Below are 22,615 nucleotides of genomic sequence, written 5' to 3' on the forward strand. Positions count from 1 at the left end.
GCTTGTCTTCCTTACTTAACCGCGCCGAAGGTGAGGCCGCGAACGAGTTGCTTCTGGCTGAACCAGCCGAGGATCAGGATCGGAGCGATCGCCATGGTCGATGCCGCCGAAAGCTTGGCATAGAACAGGCCCTCCGGGCTGGAATAGGAGGCGATGAAGGTGCTCAGCGGCGCTGCGTCGACGGACGAGAGATTGAGCGTCCAGAAGGCCTCGTTCCAGGCGAGGATGATGTTGAGCAGCATCGTCGAGGCAAGGCCGGGGATCGCCATCGGCGTCAGCACGTAGATGATCTCCTTGGCGAGCGTCGCACCGTCCATGCGGGCCGCCTCGAGGATCTCGCCGGGAATTTCCTTGAAGTAGGTGTAGAGCATCCAGACGATGATCGGCAGGTTGATCAGCATCAGCACGACGACCATGCCGAGCCGGCTGGCAAACTGGTTGTTGAGCAGGCCGAACCCCTGGAACAGCAGGTAGATCGGGATGAACGCGCCGACCGGCGGCATCATCTTCGTGGACAGCATCCACATCAGCACGTCCTTGGTCCGCTTGGTCGGCGAGAACGCCATGGCCCAGGCGGCAGGAACGGCGACGATCAGGCCGAGGATCGTCGAACCGAAGGCGATGATGACGGAGTTGGCGAAATGGAGGAAGTAGTTCGAGCGCGACTGCACTTCGACGTAGTTCTCCAGCGTCCAGTGGAAGAAGAGGAATTGTGGCGGCGAGGCAATGGCGTCGCCCTCGGTCTTGAAGCTCGTCAGGATCGTCCAGAGGATCGGGAAGAAGATGAGGAGCGCCACGGCCCAGGCGACAACCGATACGAAAATCTTGCGTTGCGTGGTGATCTTGCGTGCCATCTCAAGCCTCCAGATTCTTGCCGACTGCGCGCATCAGGAAGATAGCGACGATATTGGCGAGGATGACGGCGATGATGCCGCCTGCCGATGCGCCGCCGACGTCCTGCGACAGAACGATCTGCGAATAGACAAGGTAGGTCAGGTTCGTCGTCGCCGTGCCCGGACCGCCGTTGGTGGTGACGAGGATCTCGGCGAAGGCGGACAGCAGGAAGATCGTCTCGATCAGGATCACCACCGTAATGGCGCGCGCCAGATGCGGAAGGATGATGTAGATGAACTTCGAGACCGGGCCGGCGCCATCCATTTCGGCGGCTTCCTTCTGTTCCTCGTCCAGCGACTGCAGGGCGGTCAGCAGGATGAGGGTTGCGAAAGGCAGCCATTGCCAGGCGACGATGATGATGATCGACAGCAGCGGCACCGTCTCCAGCCAGGTCAGCGGATCCAGCCCGAACAATCTGAAGAGATGCGCCAGAAGCCCGTTCACCGGGTTCATGAACATGTGCTTCCAGATGAGGGCGGCGACCGTCGGCATCACGAAGAACGGCGCAAGCACCAGCATGCGCACGATGCCCTGGCCGAAGATCGGCTGATCAAGAAGGAGCGCCAGCGCAATGCCGCCGATGACGGTAATCAGCAACGCGCCGCCGACGAGCAGCAGCGTCACGATCAGCGAACTCAGGAAAGCCGGGTCGGTGACGAAGTATTCGTAGTTGAGCCAACCGATGAAATCATGCGCGCCGGGCGACAGCAGATTGTAGTTCAGCGTCGAGAAATAGATCGTCATCACGAGTGGAACGATCATCCACGCAAAGAGAAGCAGAACCGATGGCGCCATCATGACGCGCGCGGTCGAACGGGTGTGCAACGTTGCCATGGCAAGTACCGACCTATCTTTAACAAGGAAGAGGTGGCCGTGGATCGGCTGAAACGAAAAGGGCCGCCAAGGGCAGTTCGGCGCTCGGCGGCCTAGTGGAAAGCAGTGCTCGAGAGGGGGCGCTGCTTTCCTTTGCTTCGAAGGCCCTTACTTCGGATAACCGGCCTTCTTCATTTCGCGTTCCGTCAGCTGCTGGGCAGCCTTCAGAGCCTGGTCCACGGAAATCTGGCCGGCGAGAGCAGCGGAGAACTGCTGGCCGACGGCCGTGCCGATACCCTGGAACTCGGGAATGGCGACGAACTGGACGCCGACATACGGAACCGGCTTGACGGTCGGATGCGTCGGGTCAGCCGAGTTGATCGAGTCGAGCGTCATCTTCGCGAAGGGGGCTGCCTTCTGGTAGTCCGCATTCGCATAGAGCGACGTACGGGTGCCGGGAGGTGCGTTCAGCCAGCCTTCCTTCTGTGCGACAAGGTTGGTGTATTCCTTGCTGGTTGCCCAGGAAATGAACTTCTCTGCGGCTTCGGTCTTCTTCGACGAGGCCGGGATGGCGAGGTTCCATGCCCAGAGCCAGTTGCCGCGCTTGCCGAGGCCCTTGTCCGGAGCCAGTGCGAAGCCGACATTGTCGGCGACCTTCGACTGCTTCGGGTCGGCGACGAAGGAAGCGGCAACCGTGGCATCGATCCACATCCCGCACTTGCCGGACTGGAACAGAGCCAGGTTTTCATTGAAGCCGTTGGAAGAAGCGCCCGGAGGGCCGGCGTCCTTCATCAGCTTGACGTAGAAGCTCAGCGTGTCCTTCCATTCCGGCTGGTCGAACTGTGCGTTCCACTTCTCGTCGAACCAGCGCGCGCCGAACGAATTCGACATCGCCGTCAGGAATGCCATGTTTTCGCCCCAGCCCGCCTTGCCGCGAAGGCAGATGCCGTAGACTTCATGGTCCTTGTCGGTGATCTTGCGGGCTGCATCGGCAATGAAGTCCCAGGTCGGCGCGTCCGGCATCTTCAGGCCGGCCTTGTCGAACAGGTCCTTGCGATACATGACCATCGAGCTTTCGCCGTAGAACGGCGCTGCATAGAGCTTGCCGTCGGTGGTCAGACCGCTGCGAATGGCCGGGAGAAGGTCATCCACATCATAGTCCTTGTCGGCGGAAAGCTTGTCGAGCGGCGCAAGCCAGCCGAGCTTGCTCCAGATCGGCACTTCATAGGTGCCGATGGTCAACACGTCGTACTGGCCTGCCTTGGTGGCGATGTCGGTCGTAACCTTCTGGCGCAATACGTTTTCTTCAAGCGTGACCCATTGCAGGTCGATATCGGGATTCTTGGCTTTGAAATCGTCCGTAAGCTTCTGCATACGGATCATGTCGCCGTTGTTGACGGTTGCAATCGTGAGGGTTTCAGCGGATGCCAAGCCGGCAAACATCAGCGCCGAGCAGGCGCCCAGCAGTAAAGTTTTCAATTTCATATCTTCCTCCCAGAAGACCAAAGATGAGCATTCGCTTTGCTCATGGGCAATTACTCACTTCTTGCGACAAAATGTCAATGCGGAATCGTTGCTGCATTGCCGCGCAAACAATCTATCTATTTGTTTCTATTGTTTAAATTTTTTGCTCAAACCCTGAGCAAAAATTCGGCAACTGCCTCGTCCGTGATCAAACCATTGATCTGGTGCCCGACGACAGCGGCTTTGATGGCGTCGAATTTGCGCCGTCCCTTGGCGATTCCGATGACGGTACAGGTATCCCGCGACGGCAGGGGCGCGCTCGCGACGCGCTCGTTGACATCGTCGGGCATGAGCTTGCCGTTACCATCGAAAACCCAGCCGCAGATCTCGCCCGCGGCACCACGCTCCATCAGCGCAAGCATCTCGTCCTTTTCGAGGAAGCCGTCGAGACAGAGAGGCGCTTCGACTCCCATCTCGCCGATACCGACGAAGGTCACGTCGGCCTGCGCGCTGATATCGAGCGTCGAGCGCACCAGCGCCTGCGCATGCAGCAACTCGCGCTCCTCGGCCGATGACACCAGCACCGGCAGCGGCATCGGGAAGTGCCGCGCCTTGATGACGTCGGCCATGCTGAAAATGACGTTGTAATAGGCGGCCGAGCCGTCCGGGCCGATATTGCCGGTCAGCGACACCACCCGATGCTGCAGACATTCGATACCGGGCAATTGATCGACCGCGGCCTTGAGCGTACGGCCCGTGCCGATCGCCAGCACGATCGGATCGCTGCGTCGCAGCCAGCGCTCGATCTCGGCGGCGCCGGCTTCGGCAATGCCGATGGTGGAGGACGTGCTATCCGGATCGCTCGGCACGACATCGACATGGCGCAGATTGAATTTCTGTTTCAGCGCTGCCGCATATTCCAGGCAGGCGGCGATCGGATGATCCAGCCGTACCTTGATCAGCCGCTCGGCGACGGCGAGCGACACCAGCCTCTGTGCCGACTGCCGGGAAATTCCCATCGCGACGGCGATCTCGTCCTGCGTCCGGCCGGCGACGTAATAGAGCCATCCGGCCCGTGCCGCATCGTCAAGCCGCCCCTGGGAATCCAGCTTCCTCGCCATCGCATTCCTTTACCGAAACAGTGCCCCGCGCAGCATTCCTGCCCGCCACCTGGACCATCCGTGCCGGGTCACTCAGTCTCCGGCGGGATGACGCCCTTGGTCAAGGTGAAACAACCGTAGAAGCGGCGTTCGCCCGTCTGAATCACACAATAGGCATCCTTGGCGCGCTCATAGAAGGCGAAGCGCTCGACCGGCGACAGCGGCCAGTGCTTGCCCTCGGCCTTGTCGATCGCGGCCTGCACTTCGCGCTGAACCTGCGGCACCTCTTCCGGCGCTCCAACCACTTCCATGCGCGTTGCGGCGTCGTCGATGAACGTATCGAGAGGCATCAGCGACAATATCGCCGCGATCGCCTCGGCGGCCGACACGTTGTCGATGCGCAGCAGCTCGCCCAGGACCGTCTGGCTCGCGATCGCCTCCGCCGGGAAATTGGTGTCGACCACGACGAGCATGTCCCCATGCCCCATCGATTGCAGCGCATAGAGCACGTCCGCATTCAGCAGCGGTGAAATTCCCTTCAGCATGATCGAAGCATCCTCCAGTAGCCTGATGCGGCCATGCCGGGCCGCTTCGTTCTCCGCGCAAACAAGTAACCATCGCGTTCCTGTCTGTCCATAGCCGCCGGGAACGTTTTCGGCAGACCGGCAGGCTGGGAACATGTGCATCCGGCTGCGGCTTATTTCGGCCGTTATTGACCCGATAGGTTCGTCGGCATTAACTGAAGCCCGGTCAATGGTTGAGAGGTGCAGGTGCGCATTCTTCTGGTGGAGGACGACGACACGATCGGCAGTGCGGTTCGCGACCATATCGCGGCAGGTCCCCACGCCGTCGACTGGGTGAAAAATCTGACAGACGCCGCCGAAGTCACGAGCGCCGTCAATTATGGCCTCATCCTGCTGGACCTGCAGCTCCCCGACGGCAGCGGCATTGATTTTCTCAAGCGGTTGCGTCGCAGGCCCGACGAGACCCCGGTCATCATCCTCACCGCGCGCGACCAGATCTCCGATCGCATCGAGGGGCTGAACAGCGGCGCCGACGATTATCTCGTCAAGCCGTTCAATCTCGGCGAACTCACCGCCCGCATCCTGGCGGTCGCCCGTCGCTATGCCGGCAGTCCGCAACCGACGCTCCGTATCGGCGACCTCGAAATCGACCAGCCGCAGCGTCGCGTCCGGCTGGGAAGCAAGGACGTGATCCTCACGGGACGCGAATGGGCGGTGCTCGACCTGCTGGTCACCCGGCCGGGCGCCATCGTCTCGAAGGACAAGATAGAGGAAGCGCTCTATGCCTTCGGCTCCGAGATCGAGAGCAACACGGTGGAGGTCTATGTCAGCCGCCTGCGCAAGAAGATCGGCAAGGACCGCATAAAGACGGCCCGCGGCGTCGGCTATTGCCTGGGTGAGCGATGACAGAAAGCAAAGAGCCAAGCCGCGCCAGCATTACCCGGCGCCTGATCACGGCCCTCACGGGCACCGTCGTCGTTTTCTGGCTGATTGCCGTGGGCATCGGCGTCTATGTGGTCAACAAGGAACTCTCCGAGACCTTCGATGGCGCATTGCAGGAAACCGCCGAACGGCTGCTGCCCCTGGTGCTCGACGATCTCGCCAATCGTGACCATTCGGGCGATCCGCAGAGCCTGGAGGAGCTCAACAGGGGGCTGAACCGCGAATATCTGACCTACCAGGTGCTGGATGCGAACGGAAAGGTCATCCTGCATTCCCACGATGCGCCGGCAACGGCCTATGACGTGCCGCTGAAGATCGGCTTCCACAACACGCCGCGATACCGGATCTATACGGAATCGTCGGCAGACGGCACGATCTTCCTGCACGTCGCCGATGCCTTCAAGAACCGTCGCGAAGCATCGCGCGAAAGCGGGGTCGCGCTGCTCTGGCCGTTGCTTGCCCTCATTCCCGCCAGCATCGTCGCCATCGGGGTCGTCGTCGGCCGCTCGCTACGGCCGATCGACCGCCTGCGCTCGCAGATCGCCACCAAGGACAGCGGCAACATGGTGCCGCTGGAAAGCGAAACGCTGCCGCGCGAACTGCAGCCGATCGCCCGCTCCGTCAACCTGCTGCTCGACCGCCTGCGCTCGGCACTCGAAGCCGAGCGGGAGTTCACCGCCAACAGCGCCCATGAGCTGCGCACCCCGATCGCGGGCGCGCTTGCCCAGACTCAGCGCCTGATCGCCGAGCTGCCTCAGGGGCAGCTGACGGAGCGCGCAGGTCGCATCGAGACGTCGCTCTCCAATCTCGGCCGGCTGGCGGAAAAGCTGCTGCAGCTCTCCCGGGCGCAGGCCGGTATCGGCACGGGCGACAAGCCGATCGATCTCGTCGCGGTCATCGAAACCGTGATCGGCGACTACGACCGCGACACCGACACCGCCGGCCGCGTCTTGCTCGAGAATGGCACGACGGAAAAGCTGATCCGCAATTTCGATATCGATGCCTTCGCCATCGTCATGCGCAATCTGATCGAAAACGCCTTGATCCACGGCCCTGCTGATGACGAGGTAACCGTTGGCGTCGACGACCGGACCGTGCGCGTCATCAACGGCGGCCCTGCGCTTTCCGCCAATGAGCTTGTCGGCCTGAAGAAACGCTTCTGGCGCGGCAAGACCAAGGCGGCGGGCTCCGGCCTCGGGCTCTCCATCGTCGAGCGCATCGTCGAGCAGATCGGCGGACACCTCGACCTGCTGTCGCCGGCCACGGGCAGAACCGACGGCTTCGAGGCCAGGATCACGCTGCCGGCCGGCTGATGGCGTCAAGGTCCGCCAAAGGATTGATCTTGCAAAGACCCGCAAAGGGTGCGAGCAAGGCCGCATGTTTCCAGCAGGTCGGTATATATGATCGTTTCCTTCGACATCGGCGGCAGCGCCATCAAAGGCGGCATTGCCCGCTCCATGACGGATATCGTGCCGCTGGCGCGGCGCCCGACGCCGGGGCACGATTTTGCGCAATTCGTCGCAGCCCTGCGCGATGTCATCGCCGAAGCGGGCGAGAAGCCGGATTGCCTTTCCTTCTCCATCGCCGGCGTCGTCGATCCCGATACGCAGGCGCTCACCTGCGCCAACATCCCCTGCATTCACGGCCGGCGCCTTGCCGCCGACCTGGAAGCGGAACTCGGCTATCCCGTGCTGATCGCCAACGATGCCGATTGCTTCGCCATGGCCGAAGCCATGTCCGGTGCGGGCCGTGGCCATCGCATCGTGTTCGGCGCCATTCTCGGCACCGGCGTCGGCGGCGGTCTTGTCGCGGATGGCCGTCTGGTCAACGCGGCCGGCGGCTTTGCCGGGGAATGGGGACACGGCCCCATCATCGCGTCCTTCGCCGGCAACCCGCCGGCCGCCATTCCCGCCTATGCCTGCGGCTGCGGCCAGAAAGGCTGTGTCGATACGGTCGGCGGAGCCCGCGGCATCGAACGCCTGCACAAGACGCTGCACGGAGCGACACTCTCCAGCGAAGACATCATCGGAAGGTGGCTGAAGGGTGACGAGGATGCTGAACGCACGATCGACGTCATGGTGGATCTGGTCGCCTCGCCGCTGGCGCTGACGATCAACATAACAGGGGCGACGATCGTCCCGGTCGGCGGTGGCCTCTCCAACGTCGAGCCGCTCCTGGCGCGTCTGGACGAGGTCGTGCGCACCCGCACCCTGCGCAAATTCGGCCGGCCGCTCGTCGTGCCGAGCCAATGCAAGCTGGAGCCGGGCCTCATCGGCGCCGCCCTGCTGGGCCTGCAACATGCCGGAGACCGCGGCCATGCTGCTTGAGGTCTGCGTCGAGGATATTGCCGGCGTGAAGGCTGCCGTCGCCGGCGGCGGCGACCGCATCGAGCTTTGCAGCGCGCTCCCGCTCGGCGGGCTGACGCCGAGCGCCGGGCTGATGGCCGCCGCGGCGAAGATGCCCGTTCCCGCCTATGCCATCATCCGTCCGCGCGCCGGCAGCTTCGTCTATTCCGCCGACGAGCTTGAGATCATGAAATCCGATATAGACGCGGCGCGCGACGCCGGATTGCCGGGCGTGGTGCTCGGCGCGTCATTGCCGGACGGACGGCTGGATTTCGACATGCTTGCGGCTCTTGCGGCCCGTGCCGAAGGTCTCGGCAAGACGCTGCATCGCGCCTTCGATCTTGTGCCTGACATCGAGGAGGCCGTGGAAATGGCGATTTCCCTCGGTTTCGAGCGCGTCCTGACATCGGGCGGCGCGAAAACCGCCGCGGAAGGCATCGTTGTGCTCGAACAGGCAATCGCCGCCGCCGCCGGCCGCATCTCCATCATGCCCGGCTCCGGCGTGACGCTGGCGACGGCCGGCCAGCTATGGCCGCGCCTCCAGATCAGCGAAATACATGCTTCCTGCTCCGCAACCGTCGCCGAGACGGACGAGCGCGTCGTCGCCCTCGGTTTTTCCACCCCCTCGGCACGCCGCACGGATGCCGCGACGGTCAAGGCGCTCAAGGCATATTTCGCCTGAGATGGGCTGCCCGGAAACGAGCCCCGGAGATCGCGACGGGCTTTGGGCAAGATCATGAATCGACAAAGAAACTTTAGGATGCTCAATCGTTCATAAACGCATATGCTGTAGCCATGGATTGGCTGCGCAACATACAGTTATTGCAGCAGGGCAAGTTTCCTCGGGAGCAGCTGTGATCTGAACCATGTCGGTGGCGCCACCTCGCAAGAAAAGCATGGCTGTCTTCTGGATTGCGGCCGTTGTCATCGGCTCGATCATCCTGGCAACGGCACTTCTGGCCAACAACATGCGCAATCTCAGGGCGCTGGATAGCCGCTATCATCTCAATCTGTTTCCCCAGCCGGAACAGCAGCCGGCCCCTATGCCGCCAAAATCCGCCCAGGCGCAGCAACCGGCACCTGCCGCTGCGGCAAACACGCCAGCCGAACAAGTGCCAATGACAGCAGCCGGAGCGCCGAGGCACGACCGCATAAAGCCGACGGGTGAGGCCGCCATCCGACAATCGCCCGCAAAGAGATCCCACCTGCTGGATGCCCCGGTCGACGCTTTGCTGAGCGCTTTCGTGCGCAGCTGGCGGATATCAGGCCCGGTGCTCTGCGCCGATCTCGAAAAATTCGGCCTGTCCGTGGGGGAATGGCAGCAAAGCGAGCTGGGCGCCGGCACGTCGGAATGCAGCTACGCCCTCCAGAAAGGCGCTCCTGGCAACGCCAACGCGGCATCCTTCTTCATCATCGCCCGCGGCAAGCCGTCCGGCGAACTCGAGACTGTTCGCATTAAAGTGATCATGCCCGACAATGACGATGGAAAGGCCATCGCCGGAACCTTCGTCGATACCGTCGTCTTTCTGCTGAACGAAACACATTGGCTGGACTTCCAGGGCTCGCTGGATGCGATCGGCGCATTGCAGGACGTGACCCTGCAGGCTTTCGGCGCAAAGCTCGCTTTTTTCAAGGAGTTCCAGAGCAACAACAGCTTCAACCTGCAGCTGGAATTGCGCAGAACGGCGCCCGAACAGATCCGCACGGCCATCGTCTTCGATAAGGCGCGCTGGACATTGCCCTCCCCCTCTTCCACCAACTAGGCCATGTGCTTCACTTGGGCGTCTGCGCGGCCCGGTTTTTGTTGCGCTGCGCCATGGATGGTGCTCATATAGGCGACGATTCCGAAGGTCGGCGGATCACCGGCCGGCAGCACCATGTTTCCCGAGAGCACGAGGCGGTTTCCGAAGGGATTCATGCAAATCGTTCAATACGCCCGCCCCCAGCCAGGCGTTGGAAAGCTATGACATCTAATGGATTCGACAAACCCCAATCCGCAGGGTCAGACGTTCGCGGTCGAACGTGACCCGAGCCTGCGCTATATCATTCCCGCCGTGGTCGCCGTGGCCTTCCTGATGGAACAGCTCGATTCGACTATCCTCATCACCGCCGTCCCCGATATTGCCAGAAGCCTCGGAACGACTCCGGTGCGCATGAACCTCGCGGTGACGACCTATATCCTGACGCTCGCCATGTTCATTCCGGTGAGCGGCTGGTTTGCAGATCGCTTCGGCGCGCGCCGCATCTTCACCCTGTCCCTCTTCATCTTCACGATCGGCTCGATCCTGTGCGGCCTGGCGACCAGCCTGCCCATGCTGATCGCGATGCGCGCGCTGCAGGGCTTCGGCGGCGCGATGATGACGCCGGTCGGACGCCTTATCCTCATCCGCAGCTTCCCGCGCAGCCAGCTCGTGACGGCCATGACCTACATGACCCTGCCCGCCGTCATCGGCCCGGTGATCGGGCCGGTGCTCGGCGGTTTCCTGACGACCTATCTTTCCTGGCGCTGGATCTTCTGGGTGAACCTGCCCTTCGGCCTGATCGGCATGGCCATGGCGCTGCGCTATGTCGAGGATACCGAACGCGACGCGACGATCAGGTTCGATTTTCCCGGCTTCGTCATGGTCGGCCTCGGCTGCGTGCTGCTGCAATACGGGATCGAGAATGTCGGCCGGCCGACAATCCCGATCTGGGCGATCTTCCTCGTTCTCGCCGCCGCCGGCCTGCTGCTGGTCGGCTTCATCCGCTATGCGAGGACGGCGGAATCTCCGGCCGTGGACCTCACCCTGTTCAAGCTGCGCACGTTCCGCATCGGCACGCTGGCCGGCGGCATCTGTCGCGTCGGGCTGAACGGCGTGCCCTTCCTGCTGCCGCTGATGCTGCAGGTCGGCTTCGGACTGAGCCCGATCGTCTCGGGCACGCTGACCTTCGTCAGCGCTCTTAGCGCGCTCGCCGTGCGGCCGGTGTCGGTAAAACTGCTGAAGCTATACGGATTCGACCGCATCCTGACCTGGAGCGCCGTTTTCGGGGCCGCCGTCGTTGCCGGCTTCGCCCTGATCACGCCCGACACGCCGCACTGGTTCATCATCGTCTACGTTTTCATCTTCGGGCTGGCGCGTGCGGCGCAGTTCATGACCTCCAACACCCTGTCGTATTCCGATACGCCGGCCGCCCAGCTCAGTCGCGCGACCAGTCTCGGGGGCGTGCTGCAGCAATTGAGCGTCAGCTTCGGCGTCTCCGTCGCCGCCATGCTGCTCGGTGTTGTCACGCTGGATGGGTCATCGCTGACGCCGGAGAAATTCCACACGGCGTTCCTGCTGATGTCGGTGATCCCGCTGCTCGGCATACCCGCCTTCCTCAAGCTGCAGCCGGAGGACGGCGCGCAGGTGAGCGGGCACCAGCGCCGGCCCCAAAGATCGTCGTAGGTGATCGGGTCTTTTAAGCGGCGAGCGCCGAAGCGCGGGGATGAACGAGATGCTCGCGAAGCACCGTGCCGGAGCGATCGGCTTCCTGCATCAGCACGTCGTAGCTCCAGAGATCGGCCAGGTGCTGCAGCACGCGCTTGGCATCCATATCGTCCAGCAGCGCGCCGTTCAGCACGGTATGCCTGACCAGAAGCCGCCTGTCGCCGGCAAGGTCGACATCGACGATCTCGATATGCGGATCGATCCAGCCGACATCATATTGCCGCGACAGTTCCCGCCGGATGCGCAGATAGCCGCGCTCGTCGTGAATGGCCGCAACCCTTAGCCCCTCTTCCTCTTCGGGATCGTCCGTCAGCCGGAACATGCGCATCTTGCGCATCAGATGCGGGCTCAGGAACTGCGCGACGAAACTCTCGTCGCGATAATTCGCCCAGAGATCGCGCAGCACCGCCATGGCGTCTCCGGTGCCGGCGATCTCCGGGAACCACTGACGGTCCTCCTCCTTCGGCCTCGTCACGATGCGCTCGATATCCTGCATCATGGCAAAGCCGATCGCATAGGGGTTGAGGCCCGAATAGCGGGGATCGTTGAAGGTCGGCTGGAAGACCACGTTGGTATGCGATTTCAGGAACTCCAGAAAATCGCCGTCGCCGATGCCGCCGAGTTCGTGCAGCCGCGTCATGATGCGGTAATGCACGTAGGTCGCCGTGCCCTCGTTCATCACCTTCGTCTGGCTCTGCGGGTAGAAATACTGCGCGACATGCCGCACGATGCGGATGATCTCGCGCTGCCAGGGCTTCAGGCGCGGCGCCATCTTTTCCAGGAAATAGAGGATATTCTCCTGCGGCAGGCCGGCCAGCGAACGCCGCCGCTCCAGATCGAGGTCGAGGGTCTTCTTGCCATGTCCGGTGGGTACGGTGCGCCAAAGATCGTTGAAGATCTTCTCGTCATATTCGCGCCGCTCGCGCTCACGCTTCTCCTCGTCGCGCAGATCCGGCGTCTTCTTGCCGGCATAGCGGTGGACGCCGTGCGACATCAGTGCGTGCGCGGCATCCAGCGTGCGCTCGACGGCGGCATGGCCGTAGCGTTCCTCGCAGCGTGCGACATAGCTCTTGGCGAAATTGAGATAGTCGAGAATGCCTTCGGCATCGGTCCAGAGCTTGAAGAGATAGTTGTTCTTGAAAAAGTGGTTGTGGCCGAAGGCTGCGTGCGCGATCACAAGCGCCTGCATCGTCGCCGTATTCTCCTCCATCAGGTAGGAGATGCAGGGCGAGCTGTTGATGACGATCTCATAGGCAAGGCCGCGCAGGCCCTTGCGATAGAATGCCTCGTGATGAGCGAAGTGCTTGCCGAAGGACCAGTGCCTATAGAACAGCGGCATGCCGATCGAGGAATAGACGTCGAGCATCTGCTCGGCGGTGATGATCTCGATCTGATTGGGATAGACGTTGAGACCGAGCTCGTTGATGGCGATCTTCTCGCAGGCATTGTGGATCCGCTGGATGGTGGCAAAATCCCAGTCCGCACCTTCGAAAAGCCGTTCCATCGATGCCTTCGCCATCATCCGCTCCTTGTTTCCGCCGTCCGGCGCTGGAAGAGATCGTGGAAGACCGGATAGATCTGGCTGCGATCGCTGACACGCCGCATGGAAAGCACCGGCCAGGCCGCCTGGATCCGCTCGTAGAGCGACCAGATCGCCGAGCCTGACGAGATCGCGACGCTGCGCGATTCACCCACTTCGAGATAGGCGAAGTATTGGCAGATCGGCAGGATATCGCTCGTCATCAGCGCTGCCGTCGTCGCATTGTCGGAATAGGCATTGTCGCCATCCGAAGCCTGTGCCGCGTAGATGTTCCAGTCCGAAGCCGGGAAGCGATCGTGCACGATGCGCCGCATCGCCTCCAGCGCGCTCGAAACCTGCGTGCCGCCGGTCGCCGGGCTGCGGAAGAAGATCTCCTCGTCCACCTCCTCGGCCACGTCGGTATGCCGGATGAAGACGATCTCGACACGGCGGTACTGCCGGGTCAGGAAGATGTAGAGCAGCATGTAGAAGCGCTTGGCGAGATCCTTCATGTGCTCGGTCATCGAACCGGATACGTCCATGAGGCAGAACATGACGGCTTGCGCCACCGGCTTCGGCTCGTTCTCGAAACGCCGGTAGCGGATGTCGATCGGATCGATATAGGGGATGCGCCGGACCTTCGATTCCAGCATCTTGATCTCGGCTTCGAGCTGCGCGCGGCGCTTTTCGTCCGTGCACTGTTCCGCCTCTTCGATGAGCTTCTCGACCGTTTCCGGCTTCGGCCGATGCAGCGCCACGCGACGCATCATCGCCAGCCGCATGGTGCGGTTGATGGCAAGGTTGGCGGGCGATCCCGTCACCGAATAGCCTGAGCGTACCGGGTTGATCTGATCGGCCGATATCAGCCGCCGCTTGGCAAGGTCAGGCAGTTCGAGATCGTCGAGAAACAGATCGAGGAACTCGTCCCGCGTCAGGATGAAGCGGAAGGCATCCTCTCCGGTGCCGTCGCCGCCGGCTCGCGGCTTCCCGCCGCCGCTTTCAGGCCGCGGCAGGATGTCGCCTTCGATGAAGTCCTTGTTACCGGGAAGAATATGCTCCTTCAGGCCCTCCGGGCCGCGATGGAACCGGGGTTCCTCGGTTCCATCCAGGGGAATGCTGATTTCGCCACCTTTCAGAATGTCCTGAATGTCGCGTTTCTGAGAGGATTCATAAACCGCTCTCTGCACCAGCGCTTTTGCTCTTCGCAAAAATCGTTGACGATTTTCCAGACTTTTGCCGCCTGGGTTCAGGCGTCTGTCAACAATGTGCATTCCTTCTTCCTTGGTGGCTCATCCCGCCTGTTTCACACGCATGTACCATTCCACAAGCCGCCGAACCTGGCGCTCGGTATAGCTCCGCGCCATCATGCGCTCGACGAATTCACCATGTTTCTTTTCCGATTCGCCATCCTTCTTGGATCCGAACGAGATGACGGGCAGCAGATCCTCGACCTGGGAGAACATCCGCTTTTCTATGACTTCGCGGATCTTCTCGTAACTCGTCCAGGACGGGTTCTTGCCGCCGTGGCTCGCCCGCGCCCGCAGGCAGAACTTGACGATCTCGTTGCGGAAATCCTTCGGATTGGCGATACCGGCCGGCTTTTCGATCTTGGTGAGCTCCTGGTTCAGGAGTTCGCGGTCGAGAAGCTGGCCCGTGTCGGGATCCTTGAAATCCACATCCTCGATCCAGGCGTCGGCATAGTCGACATAGCGATCGAAGAGGTTCTGGCCGTAGTCCGAATAGGATTCCAGATAGGCCTTCTGGATTTCGTTGCCGATGAACTCCGCATAGCGCGGTGCGAGTTCGCTCTTGATGAATTCGATATAGAGCTTCTCGGTTTCAAGCGGCAGCTGTTCCCGGCGGATCGCCTGCTCCAGCATGTACATCAGATGCACCGGATCGGCGCCGACCTCGGTCGTGTCGTAGTTGAAGGTCGCCGCCAGCACCTTGAAGGCAAAGCGGGTGGACGCGCCGTCCATCCCTTCGTCGACGCCGGCCGAATCGCGATATTCCTGCACGCTGCGCGCTCTCGGATCGGTCTCCTTCAGGCTCTCGCCGTCATAGACCCGAAGCTTGGAGAAAGCGGTCGAATTCTCGTGCTTGGAAAGTCGCGTCAGGACCGTGAAGCGGGCGAGCGTTTCCAGCGTCGACGGCGCGCAGGGCGCGTCGCTGAGCTCGGATTCCTCGATCAGCTTCTCGTAGATTTTCTGCTCCTCGGTGACCCGCAGGCAATAAGGCACTTTCACGACGCAGATGCGGTCGATGAACGCCTCATTGTTCTTGTTGGCCTTGAAGGTCTGCCACTCCGACTCGTTGGAGTGCGCCAGAATGATGCCCGAGAAGGGTATCGCACCGATATTCTCGGTGCCGATGTAATTGCCCTCCTGCGTCGCCGTCAGCAGCGGATGCAGCATCTTGATCGGCGCCTTGAACATCTCGACGAACTCGAGAATGCCCTGGTTGGCGCGGTTCAGCGCACCGGAGTAGCTGTAGGCATCTGGGTCGTTCTGCGCCAGGCTTTCGAGCTTGCGGATATCCACCTTGCCGACCAGCGAGGAAATATCCTGGTTGTTCTCGTCGCCCGGCTCCGTCTTGGCGACGGCAATCTGCCGTAGCCGCGAGGGCTGGATTCGAACGACCTTGAAGCGAGAAATATCGCCCTCGAATTCTTCGAGGCGCTTCAGGCACCACGGGCTCATGAGTCCGGTCAGCCGCCGGCGCGGAATGCCGTATCGCTCCTCGAGCATCGCCCCCGTGGTGACGGGATCGAACAGGCTCAGCGGACTTTCGAAGACCGGGCTCAACTCGTTGCCGGCCTTGAGCACATAGACGGGATGCACCTCCATCAGCGATTTCAGCCGCTCGGCGAGCGAGGATTTGCCGCCGCCGACAGGCCCGAGCAGATAGAGGATCTGCTTGCGCTCTTCCAAACCCTGGGCTGCATGGCGGAAGAAGGCGACGATGCGTTCGATCGTCTCTTCCATGCCGAAAAAGCCAGCGAAGGCCGGATAAGTCCGGATGGTCCGGTTCATGAAGATACGTCCAAGGCGGGTATCCTTGGCCGTGTCGATCAGCACCGGCTCGCCCATCGCTGCCAGCAACCGCTCTGCCGCACTCGCGTACATGAGCGGGTCATCCCGGCACCCTTCCAGGTATTCGGAGAATGACATCTCGATTTCGCGCCGTGCTTCGAAAGAACGGGCGAACGTGTTGAATAGCACATCGTTGTTTAACATGGCGCCCCGTTAGCTTGCTATTGCAAATAAACGCTGGACTTAACGAGATCACTTATCCCGCTATATCTAAGGTGCGGTATGACTCGCTTCGAATCAATAGGTGATCTGTCAATAATTCGTACGCTTGATTCCGAATGTCATCAATATCTTGATGGGATCGCCCACCGAATTAATGAAACGCAACCCTGGGATTGTTGCGACCAACCACCACACGCGACGCTCTGCATAACATCGACGAGCACCTTTGGCGGGTATTCATGCGAATACCCGATCTCAAAACTGAATTGGTCGAAGCCAGCGTCGAGTTTCATTGTGCGCATGATTGGGGAGAAAAGATGGTGCCCAGAGCCGGAATCGAACCAGCGACACGCGGATTTTCAATCCGCTGCTCTACCAACTGAGCTATCTGGGCATCCGAGCTTCGCGTCGAAGGAAGAGCCTTGGGAGGCGCTGGGCGGTTGGTTCGCCCCGGAAGCGAGCGGGGTTATAGCATCTTGTTCGGCCATGTCCAGCAGCAAATGACTCTTTTTTGACAGGAAATCGAATTTTGACAATTCGCGAACAAAATGAATGAGTTCGTAAGATCGAACGGTTTTGGAAAACGGCATTCAGTCCTGATCGGAGCCGTCGGCCTTCGTCTCATCCTCGGCCACGGGGATGGCATAGGAGCCGTTGAGCCACCGGGAGAGATCGACGGAGCGGCAGCGATCCGAGCAGAAGGGATAATGGTCACGCACCGAGGGACGGCCGCATTCCGGACAGGGACGCGTCTTGCGCAGCGGCTCGACCTTGGAGCCCACCTTGATTTCCTCAGCCTTCGTCATGAGCGCTATCCTTCCTGCCATCCGGCGTGGACGTCGAATCCCTCGCCCGCGAGCAGCAGCATGGCTTCATAGAGCGGCAATCCGACGACATTGGTGTAGGAACCGACCAGCTTCTGCACGAAGGAGCCGGCAAGCCCCTGAATGCCATAGGCTCCCGCCTTGCCGCGCCACTGGCCGGAGGCAAGGTACATCTCGATATCGCGGCCGGAGAGCCGCTTGAAGCGCACCTTGGTTTCCACGACCTTCTGGCGGAGCTTCCGGTCCGGCGTAATCAGGCAGATGCCCGTATAGACGACATGGCCGCGGCCGGAGAGCAGATGCAGCGCCGCGGAGGCTTCATCGACGAATTCCGCCTTCGGCAGAATGCGCCGTCCGACGGCGACGACCGTATCGGCGGATAGGATATAGCTCCCCTGCCAGGCGGCATCGCTCTTGATCGCCGCGAACGCCGCCTCGCCTTTCTCGGCCGAAAGCCGCCGCGCCAGCGAGCGCGGGTGCTCCGATTTCTTCGGCGTTTCGTCGATGTCCATGGGCATGAGACGCGCCGGCTCGATGCCTGACTGATGCAGGAGCTCGACGCGACGTGGCGATCCGGAGGCCAGTATGAGCTTGTGTTTCAACGCCATCAGACCTTGACCTGTCATGCGGGAATAAGAACCGGCTCCAGAGCACGATGCCGAAAAATGTCAGCGGCTTTCGGGCAACATCATGCTCTGCGTCTTTGATTCCAGAGCCGGACTACTTGAAACGATAGGTGATGCGGCCCTTGGTCAGGTCGTAAGGGGTCATTTCGACCAGCACCTTGTCGCCTGCCAGAACGCGGATACGGTTCTTGCGCATGCGGCCCGCGGTGTGGGCGATGATCTCGTGCTCGTTTTCCAGCTTCACGCGGAATGTCGCGTTCGGCAGGAGTTCGGTGACGACACCGGGAAATTCGAGGACTTCTTCTTTCGGCATTAAAGCTTCTTTTCCTGTCGGTTGAGGTCGGCGCCCATGGCAAAAAGCCGGGGGTCGCCGGAAATTGCGCGGAAACTACACAATCATCGCGGTTTTGTGAACCTCGTTGACAAGGGTTTCTGCATTTGTTTCGTTTGCAGCCCTAAAGCGAGCCGCGATGTTCCACCAGTCTGCCCTCGATCAGGCCAAGAAGATAGTCCCGCACCTCGCGATAGGCGTCCAGAACCTGGTCGCGCGTTCCGTCCGTCGCCGACGGATCCATCGTCGGCCAGTAGATGACGTCGATGGCATTGGCCCGCGTCAGTTCCAGCGCGGCATGATGCGCCTCGGGCGACAGGGTGATGATGACGTCGAAGAAATCGTCCTCCAGTTCTTCGAGAGTCTGAGGCTGCCGCCGGCCGAGCGAGAGCCCGATCTCGGAAAGCACGACATCGACGAAGGGATTGCGCTCGCCGGCCCGCACGCCCGCGGACGCGATATAGGTGCCCTGCGGCAGCATCCTGCGCGCGATCGCCTCGGCCATGGGCGACCGGATGGTATTGAGGCCGCACATGAAGAGAATGGCCCCTGGGGATTTGCCGGTATGCGCGATCGCCTGCGGATCTTCCATCCCGGTCACCCGCGCCAGTAGAGCACGCAGACGAGCGTGAAGAGCCGGCGCGCCGTGTCGAAATCCACGGTGATCTTGCCGTTCAGCCGGTCCATCAGCGTTTGGGAGCCTTCGTTGTGGATGCCGCGCCGGCCCATGTCTATGGCCTCGATGCGGCTGGGCGTGGCGGAGCGGATCGCCTCGTAATAGCTCTCGCAGATCATGAAGTAATCCTTCACGATGCGGCGGAACGGGGTGAGCGACAGGATATGGGTGGCGACGACGGCGCCGTCTTCCGTGCGGATGTCGAAGACCAGCTTCTGCTCGACCAGCGACAGGTTCAGGAGATAAGGCCCGCCCGCGTGCCCCGCCGGCTCGAAGCTGTTTTCCTCGATCAGGTCGAAGATGGCGACGGCGCGCTCATGCTCGACATCGGGCGTCGAGCGGCCGATCGTGTCGTCCAGGACCACATCGCTCAGCCGGAAGACGCCCTTGGCCATGCCTTACCCCTCGAGATTGAGGCGGATCGCAACCGACCGCGCATGTGCATCCAGCCCCTCGGAATTGGCAAGCGCGATCGCCGCCGGCCCGAGTGCGCGAAGCTGCTCCGGACCGAGCCGGAGGATCGAGGTGCGCTTGACGAAATCCAGCACGGAAAGGCCGGAGGAGAAACGCGCGGAGCGGGCCGTCGGCAGCACATGGTTGGAACCGCCGACATAATCGCCGATCACCTCGGGCGTATGACGGCCGACGAAGATCGCGCCGGCATTGCGGATGCCTGAAAGCAGCGGCTCGGGATCGTCGACCGCGAGCTCCAGATGCTCGGCCGCGATGCGGTTGGCAAGCGGAATGGCTTTTTTCAGCTCGGAAACCAGGATGACCGCGCCGAAATCCCGCCAGCTCGTCGCCGCCGTCTGCGAGCGGCTGAGTCGCTTGAGCTGCCGCTCGACCGCCGCTTCGACAGACTTGCCGAATTCGGCGTCGTCGGTAATCAGGATCGATTGCGCGCTTTCGTCATGCTCGGCCTGCGCCAGCAGATCGGCGGCAATCCAGTCCGCATCGTTATTCTTGTCGGCAATCACCAGAACTTCCGAAGGGCCGGCGATCATGTCGATGCCGACGGTGCCGAACACATGGCGCTTGGCTGCGGCCACATAGGCATTGCCGGGGCCGGTGATCTTGGCGACGGGCTCGATCGTGTCCGTGCCATAGGCGAGCGCGGCGATCGCCTGTGCGCCGCCGATGCGGTAGATCTCCTCGACGCCGGCCATGCGGGCGGCGGCAAGGACTGCCGGATTGATGACGCCATCCTTGGCCGGCACGACGATGACGATGCGCTCGACGCCGGCGACCTTGGCCGGCACGGCGTTCATCAGCACCGAGCTCGGATAGCTCGCCGTGCCGCCGGGCACATAGAGGCCAACTGCCTCGATCGCCGTCCAGCGCGAGCCGAGGCCGACGCCGAGATCGTCCTCATAGATATCGTCCTTCGGCAATTGCCGGCGGTGATGCGATTCGATGCGGGTGGCGGCAACCTTCAGCGCGCCCAGAACCTCCGCCGGAACGGCGGCGATGGCGGCATCGATCTCCGCTGCGCTGACGCGCATCGGCGTCGCGGCAAAATCGACGCCGTCGAATTTCCTGGAGTAATCCGCGAGGGCAGCATCGCCCCGTGCCCGCACATCGTCGATGATGCCGCGCACGACGGCATTCACATCCTCGGACACTTCCCGCTTCGTCGTCAGGAAAGCGGCGAACTGCTGCTCGAACCCTTCCGACGCCTGATCCAGCCAGATAGCCAAAACTGATATTCCCTTCCGTCGAGGCCGCTGTCAGCGGCCGTATGCAACCGTTACAAGCCTATTCGCCGGCATCCGGATGTCGAGGCTTGTGCGCCGTTTCCCACGCGCCGCCGATATCCGCAAGCTGGGCCTCGATGCATTCGACATCCAGTGCAATGGTGGCCTTGCCGGCAAGGGTCAGCTCGATCGTGCCGTCCGGCCCCTCGCCCTTCTGGTCGAAACGGATGGCGAGCAGCGACAATACCTCGTCCCGGTTGCGCCGGTTGATGCCATTGGAGCGCACCGCCTGCACGCGCTTGAACACCAGCGCGGAACGGTGGCGTTCGTAAGGCTTGCTGCGCTGGTCCGATTGCTCCCAGACGAAGCGGTTGGCCGCGAGCGAAAACTGCTCCTGCTTCGGCGCATAAGACATGTCGCCGACCTTGAAGACGCTATCCTGCATATAGGCAGAAATGACATCCAGGTCCTCGGTGTCGAGTGCCATCAGCTTGAGATCGCTCATTCGTCCTTTATCCCCGATCGCGCCATTGGAACGCCAGGCAAAACACGATTGCCGACGTTTCTCCATTCTGGACATAGGATGCGAGCGCAAAAGACGCAACCGAAGAAAGCGGGCAGGCCCGCTCTCTTCACGACAAGAGATGGAATTGGAGCGTGTCGCGCAACGCCGTGTCGCAGCTTTGCGACAACGGGGTGCCCAAAACCGGGGAGCCGCTCCGCGAGACTAAGACAGGCCTTAGTCGCTGATGCGCTCGACCACCGCGCCGCAGCGCGTCAGCTTGTCTTCCAGCCGCTCGAAGCCGCGATCGAGGTGATAGATGCGCGACACCAGCGTCTCGCCTTCGGCGGCAAGGCCGGCGATGACCAGCGAGACGGAGGCGCGAAGGTCCGTCGCCATGACCGGCGCGCCCTTCAGCTTCTCGACGCCCTCGATACGGGCGGTCTGGCCGGAAAGCGAGATCTTCGCGCCAAGACGGGCGAGCTCCTGCACATGCATGAAGCGGTTTTCGAAGATGGTCTCGGTGATATGCGAAATGCCGCCGGAGCGGGTCATCAGCGCCATGAACTGCGCCTGAAGGTCGGTCGGGAAGCCGGGGAACGGATCCGTGACGATGTCGACGGGCCGGATGCCGCCGCCATTGCGCCTGACGCGGATGCCGCTCGCGGTCGGCGAAATATCCGCACCGGCGCGGCGCAGGCTTTCGAGCGCGGTGTCGAGCAGCGCGACATCGGTGTTTTCCAGCGTGACGTCGCCGCCGGCCATGGCGACGGCCATGGCGTAGGTGCCGGTCTCGATACGATCGGGCAGCACGCGATGGCGGGCGCCGGAAAGCGAGGTGACGCCCTCGATGGTGATCGTGCTGGTGCCGGCGCCGGAAATCTTGGCGCCCATGGCGATCAGGCAATTGGCGAGATCGACGATTTCGGGCTCGCGGGCCGCATTGCCGATGACCGTGGTGCCGCGGGCGAGCGTGGCGGCCATCATCATCACATGCGTCGCGCCGACGGAAACCTTCGGGAAGACATAGCGGGCGCCGATGAGGCCGCCCTTCGGCGCGGTGGCGTTGATATAGCCGCCGTCGATTTCCATGCTGGCGCCGAGCGCCTGCAGGCCCTCGATGAAGAGATCGACCGGACGCGTGCCGATGGCGCAGCCGCCCGGCAGCGAGACGCGCGCCTGACCCTCGCGGGCGAGCAGCGGCCCGATGACCCAGAAGCTCGCGCGCATCTTGGCGACCAGCTCGTAAGGCGCGGTCGTATCGACGATGGTGCGGCAGGTGAAATGGATCGTGCGCGAATAGCCGTCTTCCTGGCGCTCGCGCCGGCCGTTGACGGCGACATCGACGCCGTGATTGCCGAGAATGCGCATCAGCAGCTCGACATCGGCCAGATGCGGCACGTTTTCGAGCGTGAGGGTATCGCTGGTCAGAAGCGAGGCGATCATCAGCGGCAGGGCGGCATTCTTGGCGCCGGAGATCGGAATGATACCGTTGAGCTCGTTGCCGCCGACAATCCTGATACGATCCATATGTGCAATACGGGCGAGGCCCGCCTTTCCTGAAGTTCCGTGCGCCAATTCCACGCGCTTGGGGGAAAAGGCGCTCTTTAGACGAAATAGATTAAGGCTTCAATTCGTTT

23 protein-coding genes and 1 tRNA gene are annotated in these 22,615 nt (G+C 62.0%); 6 read left to right on the top strand and 18 right to left on the bottom strand.

Features of this window, described 5'->3' with window-relative positions:
* Positions 1 to 11 precede the first annotated feature (11 nt).
* The 5 genes from ACQZ6J_RS06055 to ACQZ6J_RS06075 all read right to left on the bottom strand — a co-directional run bounded on the left by ACQZ6J_RS06055 (position 12) and on the right by ACQZ6J_RS06075 (position 4,816).
* The gene (locus ACQZ6J_RS06055) at positions 12 to 854 is read right to left on the bottom strand and encodes a carbohydrate ABC transporter permease (RefSeq protein WP_449082626.1); all 843 of its coding nucleotides are present in this window, start codon (positions 852 to 854) and stop codon (positions 12 to 14) included.
* A 1-nt stretch (position 855) separates the two neighbouring features.
* Positions 856 to 1,728, bottom strand: a complete 873-nt coding sequence (locus tag ACQZ6J_RS06060; RefSeq protein ID WP_163986869.1) for a carbohydrate ABC transporter permease — start codon at positions 1,726 to 1,728, stop codon at positions 856 to 858.
* A 147-nt stretch (positions 1,729 to 1,875) separates the two neighbouring features.
* The gene (locus tag ACQZ6J_RS06065) at positions 1,876 to 3,192 is read right to left on the bottom strand and encodes an ABC transporter substrate-binding protein (protein WP_163986870.1); all 1,317 of its coding nucleotides are present in this window, start codon (positions 3,190 to 3,192) and stop codon (positions 1,876 to 1,878) included.
* 146 nt (positions 3,193 to 3,338) lie between these two features.
* On the bottom strand, positions 3,339 to 4,292 hold the full coding sequence (locus ACQZ6J_RS06070; RefSeq protein ID WP_163986871.1) for a sugar-binding transcriptional regulator: 954 nt from the start codon (positions 4,290 to 4,292) through the stop codon (positions 3,339 to 3,341).
* Between the two features lie 68 nt (positions 4,293 to 4,360).
* The gene (locus ACQZ6J_RS06075; protein WP_449082629.1) at positions 4,361 to 4,816 is read right to left on the bottom strand and encodes an RbsD/FucU family protein; all 456 of its coding nucleotides are present in this window, start codon (positions 4,814 to 4,816) and stop codon (positions 4,361 to 4,363) included.
* Between the two features lie 225 nt (positions 4,817 to 5,041).
* On the opposite strand from ACQZ6J_RS06075, the gene ACQZ6J_RS06080 reads away from it, so the two are divergent.
* The 5 genes from ACQZ6J_RS06080 (at position 5,042) to ACQZ6J_RS06100 (ending at position 9,845) form a co-directional block, all read left to right on the top strand.
* The gene (locus ACQZ6J_RS06080) at positions 5,042 to 5,701 is read left to right on the top strand and encodes a response regulator (protein ID WP_163986873.1); all 660 of its coding nucleotides are present in this window, start codon (positions 5,042 to 5,044) and stop codon (positions 5,699 to 5,701) included.
* Positions 5,698 to 7,050, top strand: coding sequence for an ATP-binding protein (locus tag ACQZ6J_RS06085; RefSeq protein WP_449082631.1), 1,353 nt, complete (start codon positions 5,698 to 5,700; stop codon positions 7,048 to 7,050). Before ACQZ6J_RS06080 ends, ACQZ6J_RS06085 begins: the two co-directional genes overlap by 4 nt.
* Positions 7,051 to 7,137: 87 nt before the next feature.
* Positions 7,138 to 8,064, top strand: coding sequence for an ROK family protein (locus ACQZ6J_RS06090; protein ID WP_449082633.1), 927 nt, complete (start codon positions 7,138 to 7,140; stop codon positions 8,062 to 8,064).
* On the top strand, positions 8,054 to 8,764 hold the full coding sequence (locus ACQZ6J_RS06095; RefSeq protein WP_449082796.1) for a copper homeostasis protein CutC: 711 nt from the start codon (positions 8,054 to 8,056) through the stop codon (positions 8,762 to 8,764). Before ACQZ6J_RS06090 ends, ACQZ6J_RS06095 begins: the two co-directional genes overlap by 11 nt.
* Positions 8,765 to 8,978: 214 nt before the next feature.
* Positions 8,979 to 9,845, top strand: coding sequence for a DUF6030 family protein (locus ACQZ6J_RS06100; RefSeq protein ID WP_449082635.1), 867 nt, complete (start codon positions 8,979 to 8,981; stop codon positions 9,843 to 9,845).
* Here the strand turns inward: ACQZ6J_RS06100 and ACQZ6J_RS06105 are convergent.
* The gene (locus ACQZ6J_RS06105) at positions 9,842 to 10,000 is read right to left on the bottom strand and encodes a hypothetical protein (protein ID WP_163986878.1); all 159 of its coding nucleotides are present in this window, start codon (positions 9,998 to 10,000) and stop codon (positions 9,842 to 9,844) included. The genes ACQZ6J_RS06100 and ACQZ6J_RS06105 overlap by 4 nt on opposite strands.
* A gap of 55 nt (positions 10,001 to 10,055) precedes the next feature.
* Here ACQZ6J_RS06105 and ACQZ6J_RS06110 point away from each other — a divergent pair, with 55 nt between their 5' ends.
* Positions 10,056 to 11,507, top strand: a complete 1,452-nt coding sequence (locus ACQZ6J_RS06110; protein ID WP_449082637.1) for a DHA2 family efflux MFS transporter permease subunit — start codon at positions 10,056 to 10,058, stop codon at positions 11,505 to 11,507.
* Between the two features lie 13 nt (positions 11,508 to 11,520).
* On the opposite strand, the gene ACQZ6J_RS06115 is transcribed toward ACQZ6J_RS06110, so the two are convergent.
* The 12 genes from ACQZ6J_RS06115 to murA all read right to left on the bottom strand — a co-directional run bounded on the left by ACQZ6J_RS06115 (position 11,521) and on the right by murA (position 22,505).
* Positions 11,521 to 13,071: a SpoVR family protein gene (locus tag ACQZ6J_RS06115; protein ID WP_163986880.1), complete on the bottom strand. Its 1,551-nt coding sequence runs from the start codon at positions 13,069 to 13,071 to the stop codon at positions 11,521 to 11,523.
* A complete protein-coding gene (locus ACQZ6J_RS06120) occupies positions 13,068 to 14,339 on the bottom strand; it encodes a YeaH/YhbH family protein (protein ID WP_449082640.1) in 1,272 nt (423 codons plus the stop codon). The genes ACQZ6J_RS06115 and ACQZ6J_RS06120 overlap by 4 nt, the downstream gene beginning before the upstream one ends.
* An 18-nt stretch (positions 14,340 to 14,357) precedes the next feature.
* Positions 14,358 to 16,304: a PrkA family serine protein kinase gene (locus ACQZ6J_RS06125; protein ID WP_163986882.1), complete on the bottom strand. Its 1,947-nt coding sequence runs from the start codon at positions 16,302 to 16,304 to the stop codon at positions 14,358 to 14,360.
* Between the two features lie 336 nt (positions 16,305 to 16,640).
* A tRNA-Phe gene (locus ACQZ6J_RS06130) sits at positions 16,641 to 16,716 on the bottom strand.
* Between the two features lie 196 nt (positions 16,717 to 16,912).
* Positions 16,913 to 17,128, bottom strand: coding sequence for a DNA gyrase inhibitor YacG (gene yacG, locus ACQZ6J_RS06135; protein WP_163986883.1), 216 nt, complete (start codon positions 17,126 to 17,128; stop codon positions 16,913 to 16,915).
* A 5-nt stretch (positions 17,129 to 17,133) separates the two neighbouring features.
* Positions 17,134 to 17,754 (bottom strand): Maf-like protein, encoded by a 621-nt coding sequence (locus ACQZ6J_RS06140; RefSeq protein ID WP_163986884.1) that lies wholly within the window; start codon positions 17,752 to 17,754, stop codon positions 17,134 to 17,136.
* A 112-nt stretch (positions 17,755 to 17,866) separates the two neighbouring features.
* The gene (infA, locus tag ACQZ6J_RS06145) at positions 17,867 to 18,085 is read right to left on the bottom strand and encodes a translation initiation factor IF-1 (RefSeq protein ID WP_004117876.1); all 219 of its coding nucleotides are present in this window, start codon (positions 18,083 to 18,085) and stop codon (positions 17,867 to 17,869) included.
* 142 nt (positions 18,086 to 18,227) lie between these two features.
* Complete coding sequence (locus ACQZ6J_RS06150; protein WP_163986885.1) at positions 18,228 to 18,695, bottom strand: arsenate-mycothiol transferase ArsC; 468 nt, start codon at positions 18,693 to 18,695, stop codon at positions 18,228 to 18,230.
* Positions 18,696 to 18,700: 5 nt separating this feature from the next.
* A complete protein-coding gene (locus ACQZ6J_RS06155) occupies positions 18,701 to 19,174 on the bottom strand; it encodes a UPF0262 family protein (protein WP_163986886.1) in 474 nt (157 codons plus the stop codon).
* A gap of 3 nt (positions 19,175 to 19,177) precedes the next feature.
* Positions 19,178 to 20,476: a histidinol dehydrogenase gene (hisD, locus tag ACQZ6J_RS06160; protein WP_449082644.1), complete on the bottom strand. Its 1,299-nt coding sequence runs from the start codon at positions 20,474 to 20,476 to the stop codon at positions 19,178 to 19,180.
* A 58-nt stretch (positions 20,477 to 20,534) separates the two neighbouring features.
* Positions 20,535 to 20,978 carry a DUF2948 family protein gene (locus ACQZ6J_RS06165; RefSeq protein ID WP_163986888.1) on the bottom strand — a complete coding sequence of 148 codons (444 nt, stop codon included), beginning with the start codon at positions 20,976 to 20,978 and terminating at the stop codon, positions 20,535 to 20,537.
* 234 nt (positions 20,979 to 21,212) lie between these two features.
* Entirely contained in the window at positions 21,213 to 22,505 is a 1,293-nt protein-coding gene (gene murA / locus ACQZ6J_RS06170; protein WP_163986889.1) for a UDP-N-acetylglucosamine 1-carboxyvinyltransferase, read from the bottom strand.
* Positions 22,506 to 22,615 lie beyond the last annotated feature (110 nt).

It is taken from the genome of Rhizobium sp. A37_96 (assembly GCF_053521765.1).

Excerpts from the sequence above, each read along its gene's own strand:
- ACQZ6J_RS06055 (WP_449082626.1), bottom strand. The coding sequence starts at position 854 with ATGGCACGCAAGATCACCACGCAACGCAAGATTTTCGTATCGGTTGTC.
- ACQZ6J_RS06060 (WP_163986869.1), bottom strand. The coding sequence starts at position 1,728 with ATGGCAACGTTGCACACCCGTTCGACCGCGCGCGTCATGATGGCGCCA.
- ACQZ6J_RS06065 (WP_163986870.1), bottom strand. The coding sequence starts at position 3,192 with ATGAAATTGAAAACTTTACTGCTGGGCGCCTGCTCGGCGCTGATGTTT.
- ACQZ6J_RS06070 (WP_163986871.1), bottom strand. The coding sequence starts at position 4,292 with ATGGCGAGGAAGCTGGATTCCCAGGGGCGGCTTGACGATGCGGCACGG.
- ACQZ6J_RS06075 (WP_449082629.1), bottom strand. The coding sequence starts at position 4,816 with ATGCTGAAGGGAATTTCACCGCTGCTGAATGCGGACGTGCTCTATGCG.
- ACQZ6J_RS06085 (WP_449082631.1), top strand. The coding sequence starts at position 5,698 with ATGACAGAAAGCAAAGAGCCAAGCCGCGCCAGCATTACCCGGCGCCTG.
- ACQZ6J_RS06090 (WP_449082633.1), top strand. The coding sequence starts at position 7,138 with ATGATCGTTTCCTTCGACATCGGCGGCAGCGCCATCAAAGGCGGCATT.
- ACQZ6J_RS06095 (WP_449082796.1), top strand. The coding sequence starts at position 8,054 with ATGCTGCTTGAGGTCTGCGTCGAGGATATTGCCGGCGTGAAGGCTGCC.
- ACQZ6J_RS06100 (WP_449082635.1), top strand. The coding sequence starts at position 8,979 with ATGGCTGTCTTCTGGATTGCGGCCGTTGTCATCGGCTCGATCATCCTG.
- ACQZ6J_RS06105 (WP_163986878.1), bottom strand. The coding sequence starts at position 10,000 with ATGAATCCCTTCGGAAACCGCCTCGTGCTCTCGGGAAACATGGTGCTG.
- ACQZ6J_RS06110 (WP_449082637.1), top strand. The coding sequence starts at position 10,056 with ATGGATTCGACAAACCCCAATCCGCAGGGTCAGACGTTCGCGGTCGAA.
- ACQZ6J_RS06115 (WP_163986880.1), bottom strand. The coding sequence starts at position 13,071 with ATGATGGCGAAGGCATCGATGGAACGGCTTTTCGAAGGTGCGGACTGG.
- ACQZ6J_RS06120 (WP_449082640.1), bottom strand. The coding sequence starts at position 14,339 with ATGCACATTGTTGACAGACGCCTGAACCCAGGCGGCAAAAGTCTGGAA.
- ACQZ6J_RS06125 (WP_163986882.1), bottom strand. The coding sequence starts at position 16,304 with ATGTTAAACAACGATGTGCTATTCAACACGTTCGCCCGTTCTTTCGAA.
- yacG (WP_163986883.1), bottom strand. The coding sequence starts at position 17,128 with ATGACGAAGGCTGAGGAAATCAAGGTGGGCTCCAAGGTCGAGCCGCTG.
- ACQZ6J_RS06140 (WP_163986884.1), bottom strand. The coding sequence starts at position 17,754 with ATGGCGTTGAAACACAAGCTCATACTGGCCTCCGGATCGCCACGTCGC.
- infA (WP_004117876.1), bottom strand. The coding sequence starts at position 18,085 with ATGCCGAAAGAAGAAGTCCTCGAATTTCCCGGTGTCGTCACCGAACTC.
- ACQZ6J_RS06150 (WP_163986885.1), bottom strand. The coding sequence starts at position 18,695 with ATGGAAGATCCGCAGGCGATCGCGCATACCGGCAAATCCCCAGGGGCC.
- ACQZ6J_RS06155 (WP_163986886.1), bottom strand. The coding sequence starts at position 19,174 with ATGGCCAAGGGCGTCTTCCGGCTGAGCGATGTGGTCCTGGACGACACG.
- ACQZ6J_RS06165 (WP_163986888.1), bottom strand. The coding sequence starts at position 20,978 with ATGAGCGATCTCAAGCTGATGGCACTCGACACCGAGGACCTGGATGTC.
- murA (WP_163986889.1), bottom strand. The coding sequence starts at position 22,505 with ATGGATCGTATCAGGATTGTCGGCGGCAACGAGCTCAACGGTATCATT.